The organism is Myroides sp. ZB35, assembly GCF_001865835.1.
Classification (GTDB): Bacteria; Bacteroidota; Bacteroidia; order Flavobacteriales; family Flavobacteriaceae; genus Flavobacterium; species Flavobacterium odoratimimum.
Genome location: NZ_CP017769.1, coordinates 1,172,145 through 1,185,290 on the forward strand (window position 1 = coordinate 1,172,145; position 13,146 = coordinate 1,185,290).

Consider the following 13,146-nt stretch of genomic DNA (forward strand, 5'->3'; position numbering starts at 1 on the left):
TCCATTACAGAAGTTTATTTCTGTCATCAGTAGTAAATGCTTTTGATTGTTTCGCATAACTACTAATCCATTTCTTTACATCAGCAGACTGATTGCTATAATTCTCTAGTATTACCCGTTTATCTTCTTGTATATTCGCTTTATACTTCACGATATTCGGTACGTGTTCTTGTATGATGAGCCTGATTAATCTTATTTCTACATCCTTTGGCTTACTAGCTACTGCTCCATCTAGCAGTGCAGCCCCCTGTACGATTAGCGCTTTTTTATTCTTAATACCTTTCTCGAATTTAGCTTTCGTGATTAGCGCACTTCCTTTGTAAGCATTGCCCAAATCTGTGTTATCTAATTTTAGAGTCTGATTATAGAACGCTTCTGCTAGTTCTACAGACTCTCCCGCGTGTTCAAAACGTTCTCTGATACTAGTCGTCGAAGTCTGAAACAGCATCATTGCACTAATGAAAATAACAGTTAAGAATTTCATATCTATTTCTTGCTATAAGTACTACTCATTTTTAAAGCGATAGTACCTACAAAGTCGATAGTACTCTTCACCTTTACGATTTCGTCTACCTCATCTACCTGTAGCGAAAACGTTAGTTCATTACACTTCTCAGGATTAATCAAGGCCATAAACTTCACATTGATTACCTGTTCCATAAAAAGTTCACACTTCGAGATTGATTCAGACAATTCTTTAATGATCTGCATCATACATATACCAGGCATTACAGGATTATTTGGAAAATGTCCTTTAAATACATCATGCGTGGTATTTAATCGTACTAAGGCAGTATATTGATTCGCTGTAGTCTCTTCTAAATTAACTACTTCATAAAAATTGTCGATAAGCATAAATACCTATATTATTTCTTAAAAAAACTTTAATGCAAAACTAATTAAAAAAAACATACTGTTATTTAAACGCCATTTAACTTCTTCACAAAAAAAACAGAAGTTCTAGCATTTATTTTCTTATTTAATCTATATTCTTCAGCAAATAACAATAAAATTTCCCTGCATATTAGGTTAATTTTTAATTATACACAAAAGAAATAAATATATAATAGAAACTCATTATATCACCTCTATTCATCCTTTCACCACTCCTATACAGAATATAACACATTAATTACAAAACGATTAACACACTAAAACTCCTCCTTTCAAAACAATACGTAGCTACTTCTCTACTGACTGCATCACCCAATATTCATCACAGAAATAACAACACTCCACAATGCAGACTAGAAACACAAAGGTAAAAAACAGACTAAAATTCATATTTCGCCCTAATTTCTCTATTTTTCCGAGTATACAAAATCGGGGTGGTCGGCTTGTGGTCGGCATATGATAGGCATTTGGTCGGCTTAAAAATATTGTTTTAAGCCGACCACATACCCAGCACTAGCCTAGCATACTGGAAACATAGTGAGCTAAACATATCGTATTTTACACCTATTGTATCTTAAATAGCACACATTGCACTACTTATCTGTAAATAAAAAGTAGGTAATCAAGAAAATTATATACTTAAAAAAGGGATAAAATTGACACGCTAAACTGTCTAGAAAGGAGGCAAACACTAAAATAATGTAATACTAGTATCTGTCTGAATAAAACGATTTTATGATCTGTTCTTCTAATTTTAGGATGTGATCCTCCCTTATACAATGTCACACTAGGCTTCCTAATACGAACGAAATTTCAAAAACTACAAATACTATTAGCTCTGTATATCGAGTAAATAATCATGAAAAAACAGCCATAAAAAAAGTCGATTAAACGCAATGTTATTGCGTTTAATCGACTTTGAATATATTTATATACTGTGTACTAGAACTTCAAATAGGCTCCTATCTGAAATGTATTATTACGCATATAATCCGAATCATCATATCGACTACTATAGTGATACTCATCAGCAGATGCATTAATACTCACTATACCAGGCATCCAGCGAGCTTCTATCCCGATGCGCTTGGTAATATCGATACCGATACCGAGGTTAAGTGTTAAGTCAATAGGAGTGACATTATACTTACTGCTATTCGTTGCTATAGCTAAACCAGGTCCTGCTTGTAAATTAATCTTACCAAAATAGAATTTATTAATCACGTTAATGTCTATGTAACTAAGTTTTAATTCATCTGCATCTCGCTGATACGGATCATAATGTGGATTATTATTTGTTCCTTTCACTCCTTGACGTGAGTATATCAGCTCAGGTTGTAATTCATAAAATCTAGCAAAACGAATAGGTAATTGTATCCCTGCGTAAAAATCAGTGCGATAATCTCCACCTATATTAGTTACATTACTAATACTCCAACCACCGCGTATACCGGGATTAAGTATCTTTCTCTTCTCTTTAGCATAAGACTGACTTACCCCCATGACTATTAAAAGTGTAAGTAATAGTTTTTTCATAATTATAGTGTGTTTATAGTAGCCAAAAGAGATTAGAATCTAAAGTAAGCTCCTACTTGAAGTATATTGTTGCGCATTTCGCCATTATCACTATCATAGTAATAATCATTAATACCAATCAGACCAGGCATCCAGCGAGCTTCTATCCCGATGCGCTTGGTAATATCAATACCGACACCTAAATTAATAGTTAGGTCTACTGGGGTCATTTCTGATACGTTATTATGAGCTTGGATGGCAATACCTGGTCCTACCTGAAGATTCAATCGACCAAAGTGAAACTTATTAATCACATTGATATCAATATACCCCATTTTTAAATCAACTGAACGACCATGTCCATTCTCATAATAGATTCTGTCAACGATATTATCTGCCCCTTGACGAGAGTACACTAATTCTGGTTGAAGCGAATAAAACTTAGCTAAGCGTATAGGAAGTTGCACCCCTACATAGACGTTTGTACGGGAGTCCCCCCCAGAGTTTACAACACTGCTAAAGTTCCATCCTCCACGAACACCAGGCGTTAGTATTCTTTGTTTCTTTTGTGCATAAGACTGACTTATACCCATGATTAATAAAAGTGTAAGTAATAGTTTTTTCATAATTATAGTATCTGTGTGGTTCATACTTCTTATTTACTCATCAGTCATAGGGGTAAGTATTATACGCATCGGAAAATTGTAATGTTCTATCGATAAGATAGGCTTATCATTCTCTGATTGTACATAATTATATGATACTTTAGCTTTCTTCGGTGTACCATAGACTAGGCGAGAAACTCTGCCTAAGGCATTGTCCCAAAACACGACAGTCTCTAACTTATTATACCTTCCTAAGAAGACTGTATCGTCTTCTCTTAGACTAAGTTTCTTCACAGGTAACTGAACAGCAGTAAACAACTGAAAATCTTTAGCTAAGATATTTAATATTAGCTTCTTATTTATATCACTCATCACATAATTAACAGCATATTTATCCGAATAAATAGAAAAATCAAATAATGTGTTTCCAAAATCAGAAGTCATAACCACTCTGTGCTGATTCTCATCCATGCGCTTAACCACTAAGAGCCCACTTAGTTCGTGTTTAAACACTGTCATATTTGCCCTAAAGATGTGTTCTTCACCTAGGGTAGCAAAATAGTTATTCTCGATAACACTCTCCTGAGTAATAAAGCTATCTGTATAAATACCATCGAGCTTAATACTCTTACACGATACCGCTAAAAGGCTACACAGACTAATTAGTAAAACTCGAATCATTTAGTTTGATATTCGTTTTCTTATTCTTAAATACGATGCGTGTGTAGTCATCCGAAGGCTCCACTAACTTCACTTCAGATACAGTACTCTGCCCTTCATCGAAGTATAAAACGATCTGTGAGATATACTGAGATATATCTTTACTTAGAGGGATAAGCTTCGCTATACTGCGTTTATTATCTCTGAAATAAGAAATTTTAAACTCCTTTTCATCAAACATATTCCCACTGATACTGCCTACAATAAGGTTATTGATCTTAGCGAACTTCTTGTTATTTCCTATATCTACCTTGTTCTTCTTACCTTGATCATTGATGCTTATTTTATTGTCTTTAAAGGCAATGCTGTACTCAAACGGCGTACTGTATTTCCACAGTAGCTTATTAGGCACTTGTAATAGCATTTCACCTTTTGACTCGATGTCTTTTGACATAAAGCTCATGTGCTTATACTGCGTAAAGTCTGTAGATAAGCTTGTTATTTCTTTGGTTTTAGAGACAACCTCTTTCTTAAATGAAGCAATCTCAGCTTGACTCATTGCTTTTTCTTGTGCCAATGAGACTGTTGTCATCACCAGTAAAAACAATGTACTTAATACCTTTTTCATACGTTTAATCATTTAATAATTGGTCTAGAGTGACCATCTCATATCCCTGTTTAGTCAGTTCGATAAGCAGTAGCTCTAGCGCCTGTACACTCTTATCTGTCGTATCGTGTAGTAAGATAATAGCTCCAGGTCTAATCTTGTGTTTTATACGTTCAAAAATACGTTGTTCTGTTTCAATAACAGTATCTAAAGACCGAATATTCCATCCTGCTACCTTATAAGTTGTTCTAGCCAAGGCTTTGGCGATATTAGGATTAGTCACCCCAAAAGGAGGTCTGTACCACCTCGGTCTAATACCGGTGGTATCTACTATCGTCTGTTCTGCTGTTATTATCTCTTGATAAACCTCATCTGCTGAGAGAAACCCCATACGTGTAGTGTGTGTCTGGGTATGGTTGCCAATAAGATGACCTTGTGCTAACACCTGTAGAAGAATGTCAGGATGCTGTGCTACTTGATTGCCAATGCAAAAGAAAGTTGCTTTTGCCTTATACTGTGTCAATAATTCAAGTACTTTAGGAGTGAATAGGGTAGGACCATCATCAAAGGTAAGGGCTATGCGCTTGCGCTTCTCCTGTTTTTGATGAGATACAGCCTTTGTAAACACGTTTAATCTCATATCAAATGCACCCCAAGCAAGTAAGCCTATCCAAAGCACTCCACCTAAGATAAACCACCAACTGCGAACTGAATCTGTAAAAATAAGAATAACAACTACTGTGGAATACAAGATTCCAAAGAAGTTGATACGTTTAAATCTCAGCATTTTCTAAGTAAAGTTAAACTGTGGTCTTTTCCGTCAAACTGATTATACACTAAAACATACGTTATCGACTTGGACTCACCTGTGCTAAATAGTTGTTGGTATTTAAGCATTTCGCAGGCATTTAAAAGACCAAATGCCGAAGCAGTATGATACTCTCCACTAAACTCTTTGAACGTCTCTACGGCGCTATTTGCACACGTAGTTTGCGCATGTAAGTAATAATCTCCATCGTTCGAAGTCAGATTACTACCCAGTACTAAAACGTCAATCTGCTCAGTAGTTAAGTTATTTCGAGACAAGAAGCTTTCGATAAAGTCTTGTACTGAATCTATTCTGTTGCAAATATCTGTGTCGACAATCTCCGCATAAGACTGCTCAGACTGCTGCTTATCTAATACTAAGAAAGTAGCTCCCTCCCCATAGTTAACCCCTTTAGAGAATATCTCTTCTGGTGTATTTATCTTCTTCGCCAATTGAAGAAATCTCATCGTAATATCTCCTATCTCATCTACACCTCCGATTAAAGCATTATTTAACTCACCTGACTGTATCTGTAAAATACCGTCCAAAAGAGCAGACTCAAAAGAAGTATTTTGATGTACATAAGTAAAGTTATATCCCATACACTGTAGCTGTAGAGCTATCTGCCCACCAACTGTATTATGGGTAGATTGAATAAACGAAGTAGGAGTAAGGTAACTCTCGTTGTTCTCTAACATCGTAGATAAAAACTTCTCAGAGTCTATCAGACACCCTAATCCTGTGCCAGTAATCACAGCGTCAGGTATCGTTATATTAGCCTCTTCTAATGCGGTATGTGAAGCGAATATCCCCATCTTCACACCCTTAGCCATACGTCTAATCATCCCAGCAGGGATAAGATCTCTATAAGAAGGTTGTTTCGCTAGATTAATACCCTGAGACACCTGTGTTAAAGATGTAGCTTTAAAGTTTCTAGATCCCTCTTGACAAGAGACAGACCCTAGTCCATTTACATACACTTTCATAGCTTAGATTTTAGAGAATATAACAGTCGAACAATTACCTCCAAAACCAAAAGAATTTGATAATACAGTATTAATCTCTTTGTGCATTAGAGTAGTCTGTGGTCTTATCGAAAGTTCTTCCATTGGAGTAACGAAGTTTTGGTTCGGAAATACTACACCATGTGTCATTGCAAGTATACTATATACCGATTCTATAGCTCCTGCTGCTGCAAGAGTATGCCCTGTATAGGGCTTTGTAGAGCTAAACATAGGCATATCATCTTCGAATATGCGTTGCATCGCTCTTCCTTCTGATAAATCGTTGTTCGGAGTAGCCGTGCCATGAGCATTGATATAGTCTATTTGTTTAGGAGATAGATTAGCCATTTTTAATGCCTTTTGCATCGCTAAGTAAGCACCTTCACCATTCTCTGATGAGGCTGTCTGATGGTATGCATCATTGGCATTAGCATATCCACTTACTACACCTAGTATAGTTCTACCGTCTGCTATAGCGATATCTTCACGCTCTAGTACTAAATAAGCAGCAGCTTCTCCTAGATTTAATCCTTTGCGATTGTGATCAAATGGCGTATTATATCCATCTGTAAGAATCATCAAGGTATTAAACCCATTAACGGTAAACTTAGACAATGCATCAGTACCTCCTACGATAACACGGTCTAACTTACCCGCTCTAAGCAATCTAGATCCTTGCATAATCGCATTCGCAGCAGAAGAACACGCAGTACTAATCGTAGTCACTAATCCGTGAAGTCCTAAATAATCTGCTATCTTCTCTGTAGAGTCACCAGCTCCCTGTGTATCAATATACTTTCTGCTCTCTACGCTAGTCTCAAACTCATAAAAGAACTTCTCAGTATAATCCATTCCACCTACAGAAGTAGAAGATATCAATCCCGTCTTACGGTCATTGATATCTTGTATTCCTGCATTTGTAACAGCCTCTCTAGCTGCATATGCTCCTAGTAAAGCTGTACGCGTATAATTATTATCACTGCTCAATCCTAGTGCTGTAATTAACTCCTCAGTAGTCATTTTGACTTCACCTACTTTAATTACTCCACGGTGAATAGACTCGAATAAAGTCAGTTCATCTATACCAGATTGACCTGAAATAAGGGCATTGTAGTTCTCTTCGACAGTATTACCTATCGCAGAGATAATCCCCATACTTGTAATAACGATACGCTTCTGCATAGCAAATTATTTAGTTCTGTTAGCAGCAATATAAGTTGCCATTGTTTCAACTGACTGAAAGATACTACGTCCTTCTTTTGGATCACTTAACTTAATCCCGTAATCTTTGTCCATTAATACAATTAACTCTAAAGCATCAATAGAGTCTAATCCTAGACCATCGCCGAATAGTGGATCGTTATCTTGGATATCTTCCACTGCAATATCTTCTAAGTTTAATACTTCAATGATTTTTCCTTTTAATTCAATCTTTAAATCTTCCATTATATCTTATATATTTCTTTAATATTCTCTTTTGTGTGTTCTATTTTTCCTTGTTGTTGAGGTTCTACGACATACCCAAAGAACTGATACGTTCCTTCTAAATACTCTACCCAAGCACAGACAACCTTCTTCGCTCTATTAGTCTCTAGTAAATACGATGCTTGTGCATACATCAAATCAATATCGAAACGAGGCGAAATAAAAAACGTGTTCTCTGACTGTAGTTTATGTCTTATACTAACCTCTGCCAAACATATATTAGCCAATGTATAGACAAATACGGCAGGGCTAGGATAGAAGTTATCTCTGTCAACTATAGTCTCACTGTGTTTCAAGTCTGTATCTAGACTAGAACTAGCATTGCTAAACAACAGTGCAATATCATGGGTCGGTTTTTCAAATACCTCATCCATCAATAAACATTCTGCTCCAATAAACGCTAGCTTACTCATCGGATCCATTTTGAAAAACTTCGAATAATCTATTTCATTTGCTTTATAATATGCCTTAACAAAGGCAGCAAAGTCACCTTTATCTCCAGTAAATACGACTTTATCATTAAGGCTAACTACTTCGTCTGATACAGTACACCATTTGCTGATGCTATATTTATATTGTTCAGTCATATTTAATTTCGTTTAGCAATTAATAAAGCAGTATTAGACCCCCCAAAACCAGACGCTGTCTTCAAGGCAATATTTAAAGGTAATGTACTCTTCGTCGTAATCATATTCAAGACTCTAGATACACCTGATACTTCATAACCTCTAGAGACAACCAATTGATTGTGCAGCATACTTTCTATCACCATCACAAGTTCTAACAGTCCTGCAGCTCCTAGTGTATGTCCAAAATACCCTTTCAGACTATGAATAGGTGTAGTAGCCAAAGCACATCTATCAAAAGCGATAGACTCCATCTCATCGTTATAGTTAGTCGCTGTACCATGAGCAGATACTAAATCAACTTGCTCAGCTGTAATACCCGCTTCTCGCAAAGCTCCTTGTATACTTAGATATAGTCCTTCTCCTGTACGTGAAGGACCTGATATATGGTTTGCATCTGCTATAGAAGCTTCTCCTATCACTTCGAATGCTACTGTGTGCTCCTTGTGCTCTGATGATAAATGTATCGCTGCTGTAGCCTCACCTAGTGTAACTCCTTTTCGATTAATATCAAAAGGTCTACATGGCTCATCACTCATCGCCTGAAAACTATTGAAGCCAGACACTACAAATGGTGTTAATTCATCACCTGCTAGAATATATGCATCTTCGCATTCTCCCATCTGTATCATTCTCTTACCGACTGACACTGCCAAGATACCCGATACACAAGCATTACAAACAACAATAGGTAGTGTACTAAATCCAAACAAATCTGCTATGCGCTGTATCATCACATTGATATCTGCACCTGTAGCACCTGTATGAGCTAGATCGCTAATATTACCTTTAGTCGTAGCTAGAATCAGCTGTGACTTAGCAGAAGGTTTTTTTTGGTCTACAATAGGCTTAAGTGCAAGGATAAGCATCTTCTCTAAGCGTGTATATACACCTGATATATTCAGCTTACTCCACTGTACTTCTATACTAGTATCCTCTATCTGACCTGCATAGATATCCTCTATAAAGCCAAGTTGTTTGACTTTCTTTATTCCTGATCGACCTTCTTGTATTCCTTGCCATGTTAGTTGCTTATCAGCGCCTACACTACTCAGACAAGAAGTAGATGTGATATATACTTTCTTCATATTACAACAAACCTACTGTTCTTTTCCACTCCTCATAAAAAGCAGGCAACTGCAAAGACAAGTTCCCTTCTTTATCTAAAAATACCTGTATAGTTTCTCCTGTACAGACTATTTCATCCTTCTGATTAAATATCTTAAATCTGAATATAATCTTAGCCGCCTGTGTATTGATATAACTCGTTTCTATACGCAATACATCCCCATACTTTACTGTTAGCTTATGCGAACAAGATGAAGATACAATAGGTGTCACATACCCATTATCAATAGCATCTAAGTACGATATCTTATACTTGCGACCGAATGCTTCTCGACCATCCTCAAAATAGGTTAGATAGTTTCCATGCCACACAATACCTAAAGCATCCGTCTCATTAAAACGAACCCTTACTTCTGTTATCTCCACTAACGGAGATACTTCGTTATAAAGATCTTTTTTTCTTATCATAAAACAGAGCAATTAAAAGTATTAATAATGAGAACAAAAGTAGCAAAATAATCATATAGCGTGCTTGCCATAAGCCTCCATCCCTTAGTAGGATAGTATAGTACCCTTCTAATGCCCAATTCATAGGTGAGGCACTAGCGATATACTGCATAAAACTTGGCATCACAAATGTAGGTACCCATACACCACTCACTGCTGCAAGTATAACTACAAATGTAGCTCCAAAAGGAGAGGACTGCTCTTGAGTCTTAGCTATTGTCCCTAACAGCACGCCTAACGACACTGCTGCTAACCCTGAAAAAAGCGTAACAATAGTAAGCGCAAATAGATTATTGCTAAACTCAAATGAAGCTAAACCTATCATCGGAAAGAAATACTTACCTACTAAAATGATAAGGTAAAACTGCAATAAACATATGGTTAAATAAGTAAATACCTTTCCTCCTAAAGTAATGATAGGTGAGGTAGGCATGGTATATAATCTAATATTTGTTCCTTGATTCTTTTCTTTGACAATATTCATCGCTAAGGGTACGATGATAAAGAAAATAGCAAATAGACTCCATGCAGGTACATTGTGTTGTACTGCATTTGGGATTTTATTAAACTCCTCATCTTTAGGCGCTATCTCTTTGAAGCTAATTAAGCTCTCCTGAGCGAATAATTCTTGTGGTTCTGAACTCTCGCTCAACTGAGTTGCAAAAGCACTGTATATCGTCTTATTCTCTATCGTAGCAACTATCTTATCAATTGCTCCTTTAATCCCTTCCTTAAAAGAAGTCTGTAGAGCAGGGTCAAAGTATAATTTAACTTCCTTCGGTGTGAATGTCTCTTGCGTACTAAGCGAATCTCCATCCATAAAGTGTGCGACTACGCGATTAACATTACTATCTATGCGTTCTGTTAAACTACTACTTAGATGCTCAGGAATTACGATAGCCAACTGATATTGCCCTTTAAGTACAGCTTCTCTTGCTCCTTGTTCTGTCAAAGGCCTATTGTTCATCTCACTAATAAACTCAAATGTACCAGACTGTTTTACTTCAGTGATTAGCTTATTAGATATCTCGCCTTTATCATTATCAACCAATAGAATTTCCATCTTTTGGTTAGTGATGTTCTCATAGGTGTTATTCTGAATTAAGGTAACTGTAATTACTAAAAATACAGGCATCACAAAGAGTATTGCCAATCCACCAAAGTCGCGAATCAACAACAAGAATTCCTTGCGTATGGTCATCCACAGTTTATACATCATCTCTTAAATTCGTTCCTGTTAGAGATAAAAAAGCTTGTTCTAAAGTCTCTGTATTGGTTTGTTCTTTTAATTCTTCACTGGTACCTAGTGCATAGATAGTTCCCTTGTCAATAATAGCAATCTCTGTACACAATTCTTCTACCTCAGCCAGATGATGTGAAGTATATAATATTGTCGTTCCTCCTTGGTGCAATTGCTTTAAGAAGTCAACAATAACGAGTCTTGATTGTAAGTCTACACCTACTGTTGGTTCATCCAAAAACAAGATACTCGGTTTATGCAATATTCCTGCTATTAGATTAACACGTCGCTTCATTCCACCAGAGAATATATCAACTCTTTTGTGTTTAAAAGCTTCTAGTCCTAAATAATCAAGGTAGTAATTAATTCTTTCTTTAAGTGCCTTCCCTTTAAGTCCATACATACTCCCCAAGAAACACAAGTTCTCGTAAGCAGTGAGGGTAGGGTATAAGGCATACTCCTGAGGGACTACACCTATCTGTTGTTTGATAATACTAGCATGTGTACGATATGACAATTTATTAACTAGTAACTTACCTGATGTAGGTTTAATCAAACCACATAACATAGATATCAATGTGGTCTTCCCAGCACCATTAGGCCCTAAGAAACCAAAGAATGTTCCTTTATCAATACAAAGTGTCAAGTCCTTTACAGAAAAGAACTCACTCCCTTCATATTTCTTATAGAGGCATTCGATATCTATTATCTTTTGTTGCATTATATTGCTTTTTTCAATTTTTTAAAGAATTGTTCTTCTCTATCTGCTAAACTTAATAGTTCTTTAGATAGTGCGATATATACATCATCTCCATTCTTTCTCTTCTTGTATACCCGAGCAGCATTAACTGCAAAGTCACGCCAACTATCACCGATAGCAGTCATCTCTTGAGACAATTCTATTAATCTAGTATTGCTGATTTTGTTCCCTGCTTCTTGTAAAAAGGCAGCATAGATAAATCTAAAACCTCCTCCTCCAGTACCAATTTCTTCTTGCATACGCACCATTTGCGCTAAGTAATGATTTGCTTTAGCTCCACCGACCTTCTTAGGCCACTTCACAATAGCTCTTGCTACCATACGCATTCCCTTTACACCAACAATAGGTACAGGAGCAAGCATATCTGTACAAGTCTTTCTGATCGCTTTTTTGATTGCTTTTTCCCAATCTATGGATTGAGGTATTTCTATAGGATAATAGATTTGTCCTTTAGGAGCAAAAGCCCCTTGTGCAAAACGTACACGCTCTAACTCTTGTGGAGTTAACACTGTCGTACTTTCCATCACAGGGTCACTTACTAAGAACCTTTCATCCTCTTTGCCATAAACAACTAAGTTATGTGCATTAAAATGGAATCTATATTCATCAGGAAAATAAGGTAAGTGATATACACCTACTTGTAATCCACATGGAATCCCTTCTGTTATCTTTTGTTCTAAGACTTGTTGTGCCTTAGCTTTATTAGAAAACTTAATACGCTTTACCTTTAGCCCTAATCGCTTTGCCAAACGATTAAAGATTAGCCCTGGTAAAGGGCGATAACTAATTGCAGGTGCATGATTTACTTTGATAAAAGGTAAATACACATAAAACAGACCAGAACCTAAACCAAAAGCCATTGGTTCGCTAATCTTTATCCCTTGATTAGTTAACAAATTTGAAGCAACACCGTTTTCACAGTGTGCTGATTGATGATGTATAAAATCTACAGTCATAACTTATTCCTTTCCCTTAAATGCTTTTAATTCAGCTACTGTGATACCAAAAGCATCTGCATATCTCTGTAATATCGTATTGCTTAATTTATTAAACACAGTTGGTTTAAAATGTCTTTTGACTCTCCACTTCCACATTGATACATAAGCACATAATGTTTGCATATCCATTCTATTCACTTCCATGTAGTACACAATAGGACTGTAAACACCATCTATCACTTGATGTCTCGCTTCATTCACTCTTTCTTCTATTTGAGACAGGGTAGCTTCTTGTACTATTGTTTTAGTTTCCCAACCTGAGCTTAATGCTGTCACATATTCTCCATCATCATTCACAGCATAGCACAGCTCCTTAATATCATTTTCTTTTAGACTACTCTTGTCTTGTGGTACATCAGACTCTTTCAT

The 13,146-nt window shown here is 36.4% G+C and carries 17 protein-coding genes; all 17 read right to left on the reverse strand.

Features of this window, described 5'->3' with window-relative positions; all coding sequences use genetic code 11:
- Positions 1–4: 4 nt before the first annotated feature.
- The 17 genes from BK054_RS05320 to BK054_RS05400 all read right to left on the reverse strand — a co-directional run bounded on the left by BK054_RS05320 (position 5) and on the right by BK054_RS05400 (position 13,146).
- Positions 5–484, reverse strand: a complete 480-nt coding sequence (locus BK054_RS05320; RefSeq protein WP_006266009.1) for a hypothetical protein — start codon at positions 482–484, stop codon at positions 5–7.
- A gap of 2 nt (positions 485–486) precedes the next feature.
- On the reverse strand, positions 487–855 hold the full coding sequence (locus BK054_RS05325; RefSeq protein ID WP_006257934.1) for a 3-hydroxyacyl-ACP dehydratase: 369 nt from the start codon (positions 853–855) through the stop codon (positions 487–489).
- Positions 856–1,836: 981 nt separating this feature from the next.
- Positions 1,837–2,430 carry a porin family protein gene (locus BK054_RS05330; RefSeq protein WP_006257933.1) on the reverse strand — a complete coding sequence of 198 codons (594 nt, stop codon included), beginning with the start codon at positions 2,428–2,430 and terminating at the stop codon, positions 1,837–1,839.
- 32 nt (positions 2,431–2,462) lie between these two features.
- The gene (locus BK054_RS05335; RefSeq protein WP_071307027.1) at positions 2,463–3,059 is read right to left on the reverse strand and encodes a porin family protein; all 597 of its coding nucleotides are present in this window, start codon (positions 3,057–3,059) and stop codon (positions 2,463–2,465) included.
- A gap of 9 nt (positions 3,060–3,068) precedes the next feature.
- On the reverse strand, positions 3,069–3,695 hold the full coding sequence (locus BK054_RS05340; protein ID WP_006257931.1) for a hypothetical protein: 627 nt from the start codon (positions 3,693–3,695) through the stop codon (positions 3,069–3,071).
- Positions 3,673–4,302 (reverse strand): outer membrane lipoprotein carrier protein LolA, encoded by a 630-nt coding sequence (locus BK054_RS05345; RefSeq protein WP_006257930.1) that lies wholly within the window; start codon positions 4,300–4,302, stop codon positions 3,673–3,675. Before BK054_RS05345 ends, BK054_RS05340 begins: the two co-directional genes overlap by 23 nt.
- Before the next feature lie 4 nt (positions 4,303–4,306).
- Positions 4,307–5,068: a polysaccharide deacetylase family protein gene (locus BK054_RS05350; RefSeq protein WP_071307028.1), complete on the reverse strand. Its 762-nt coding sequence runs from the start codon at positions 5,066–5,068 to the stop codon at positions 4,307–4,309.
- A complete protein-coding gene (locus tag BK054_RS05355) occupies positions 5,062–6,075 on the reverse strand; it encodes a beta-ketoacyl synthase N-terminal-like domain-containing protein (protein ID WP_006260474.1) in 1,014 nt (337 codons plus the stop codon). The genes BK054_RS05350 and BK054_RS05355 overlap by 7 nt, the downstream gene beginning before the upstream one ends.
- A 3-nt stretch (positions 6,076–6,078) precedes the next feature.
- A complete protein-coding gene (locus BK054_RS05360) occupies positions 6,079–7,275 on the reverse strand; it encodes a beta-ketoacyl-[acyl-carrier-protein] synthase family protein (protein WP_071307029.1) in 1,197 nt (398 codons plus the stop codon).
- Between the two features lie 6 nt (positions 7,276–7,281).
- A complete protein-coding gene (locus BK054_RS05365; protein WP_006257926.1) occupies positions 7,282–7,539 on the reverse strand; it encodes a phosphopantetheine-binding protein in 258 nt (85 codons plus the stop codon).
- Positions 7,539–8,165, reverse strand: a complete 627-nt coding sequence (locus BK054_RS05370) for a hypothetical protein (protein WP_006266015.1) — start codon at positions 8,163–8,165, stop codon at positions 7,539–7,541. Before BK054_RS05370 ends, BK054_RS05365 begins: the two co-directional genes overlap by 1 nt.
- Before the next feature lie 2 nt (positions 8,166–8,167).
- A complete protein-coding gene (locus BK054_RS05375) occupies positions 8,168–9,292 on the reverse strand; it encodes a beta-ketoacyl synthase N-terminal-like domain-containing protein (RefSeq protein ID WP_071307030.1) in 1,125 nt (374 codons plus the stop codon).
- A gap of 1 nt (position 9,293) precedes the next feature.
- Positions 9,294–9,740 carry an acyl-CoA thioesterase gene (locus BK054_RS05380; RefSeq protein WP_016649923.1) on the reverse strand — a complete coding sequence of 149 codons (447 nt, stop codon included), beginning with the start codon at positions 9,738–9,740 and terminating at the stop codon, positions 9,294–9,296.
- Positions 9,715–10,980: an ABC transporter permease gene (locus BK054_RS05385; RefSeq protein WP_083387859.1), complete on the reverse strand. Its 1,266-nt coding sequence runs from the start codon at positions 10,978–10,980 to the stop codon at positions 9,715–9,717. The genes BK054_RS05380 and BK054_RS05385 overlap by 26 nt, the downstream gene beginning before the upstream one ends.
- Before the next feature lie 7 nt (positions 10,981–10,987).
- The gene (locus BK054_RS05390; protein ID WP_071307031.1) at positions 10,988–11,740 is read right to left on the reverse strand and encodes an ABC transporter ATP-binding protein; all 753 of its coding nucleotides are present in this window, start codon (positions 11,738–11,740) and stop codon (positions 10,988–10,990) included.
- The gene (locus BK054_RS05395; protein WP_006257920.1) at positions 11,740–12,735 is read right to left on the reverse strand and encodes a BtrH N-terminal domain-containing protein; all 996 of its coding nucleotides are present in this window, start codon (positions 12,733–12,735) and stop codon (positions 11,740–11,742) included. Before BK054_RS05395 ends, BK054_RS05390 begins: the two co-directional genes overlap by 1 nt.
- 3 nt (positions 12,736–12,738) lie before the next feature.
- Entirely contained in the window at positions 12,739–13,146 is a 408-nt protein-coding gene (locus BK054_RS05400) for a hypothetical protein (RefSeq protein ID WP_006257919.1), read from the reverse strand.

Excerpts from the sequence above, each read along its gene's own strand:
- BK054_RS05345 (WP_006257930.1), bottom strand. The coding sequence starts at position 4,302 with ATGAAAAAGGTATTAAGTACATTGTTTTTACTGGTGATGACAACAGTC.
- BK054_RS05355 (WP_006260474.1), bottom strand. The coding sequence starts at position 6,075 with ATGAAAGTGTATGTAAATGGACTAGGGTCTGTCTCTTGTCAAGAGGGA.
- BK054_RS05350 (WP_071307028.1), bottom strand. The coding sequence starts at position 5,068 with ATGCTGAGATTTAAACGTATCAACTTCTTTGGAATCTTGTATTCCACA.
- BK054_RS05335 (WP_071307027.1), bottom strand. The coding sequence starts at position 3,059 with ATGAACCACACAGATACTATAATTATGAAAAAACTATTACTTACACTT.
- BK054_RS05395 (WP_006257920.1), bottom strand. The coding sequence starts at position 12,735 with ATGACTGTAGATTTTATACATCATCAATCAGCACACTGTGAAAACGGT.
- BK054_RS05365 (WP_006257926.1), bottom strand. The coding sequence starts at position 7,539 with ATGGAAGATTTAAAGATTGAATTAAAAGGAAAAATCATTGAAGTATTA.
- BK054_RS05330 (WP_006257933.1), bottom strand. The coding sequence starts at position 2,430 with ATGAAAAAACTATTACTTACACTTTTAATAGTCATGGGGGTAAGTCAG.
- BK054_RS05380 (WP_016649923.1), bottom strand. The coding sequence starts at position 9,740 with ATGATAAGAAAAAAAGATCTTTATAACGAAGTATCTCCGTTAGTGGAG.
- BK054_RS05400 (WP_006257919.1), bottom strand. The coding sequence starts at position 13,146 with ATGAAAGAGTCTGATGTACCACAAGACAAGAGTAGTCTAAAAGAAAAT.
- BK054_RS05360 (WP_071307029.1), bottom strand. The coding sequence starts at position 7,275 with ATGCAGAAGCGTATCGTTATTACAAGTATGGGGATTATCTCTGCGATA.
- BK054_RS05375 (WP_071307030.1), bottom strand. The coding sequence starts at position 9,292 with ATGAAGAAAGTATATATCACATCTACTTCTTGTCTGAGTAGTGTAGGC.
- BK054_RS05325 (WP_006257934.1), bottom strand. The coding sequence starts at position 855 with ATGCTTATCGACAATTTTTATGAAGTAGTTAATTTAGAAGAGACTACA.
- BK054_RS05370 (WP_006266015.1), bottom strand. The coding sequence starts at position 8,165 with ATGACTGAACAATATAAATATAGCATCAGCAAATGGTGTACTGTATCA.
- BK054_RS05390 (WP_071307031.1), bottom strand. The coding sequence starts at position 11,740 with ATGCAACAAAAGATAATAGATATCGAATGCCTCTATAAGAAATATGAA.
- BK054_RS05385 (WP_083387859.1), bottom strand. The coding sequence starts at position 10,980 with ATGACCATACGCAAGGAATTCTTGTTGTTGATTCGCGACTTTGGTGGA.
- BK054_RS05320 (WP_006266009.1), bottom strand. The coding sequence starts at position 484 with ATGAAATTCTTAACTGTTATTTTCATTAGTGCAATGATGCTGTTTCAG.
- BK054_RS05340 (WP_006257931.1), bottom strand. The coding sequence starts at position 3,695 with ATGATTCGAGTTTTACTAATTAGTCTGTGTAGCCTTTTAGCGGTATCG.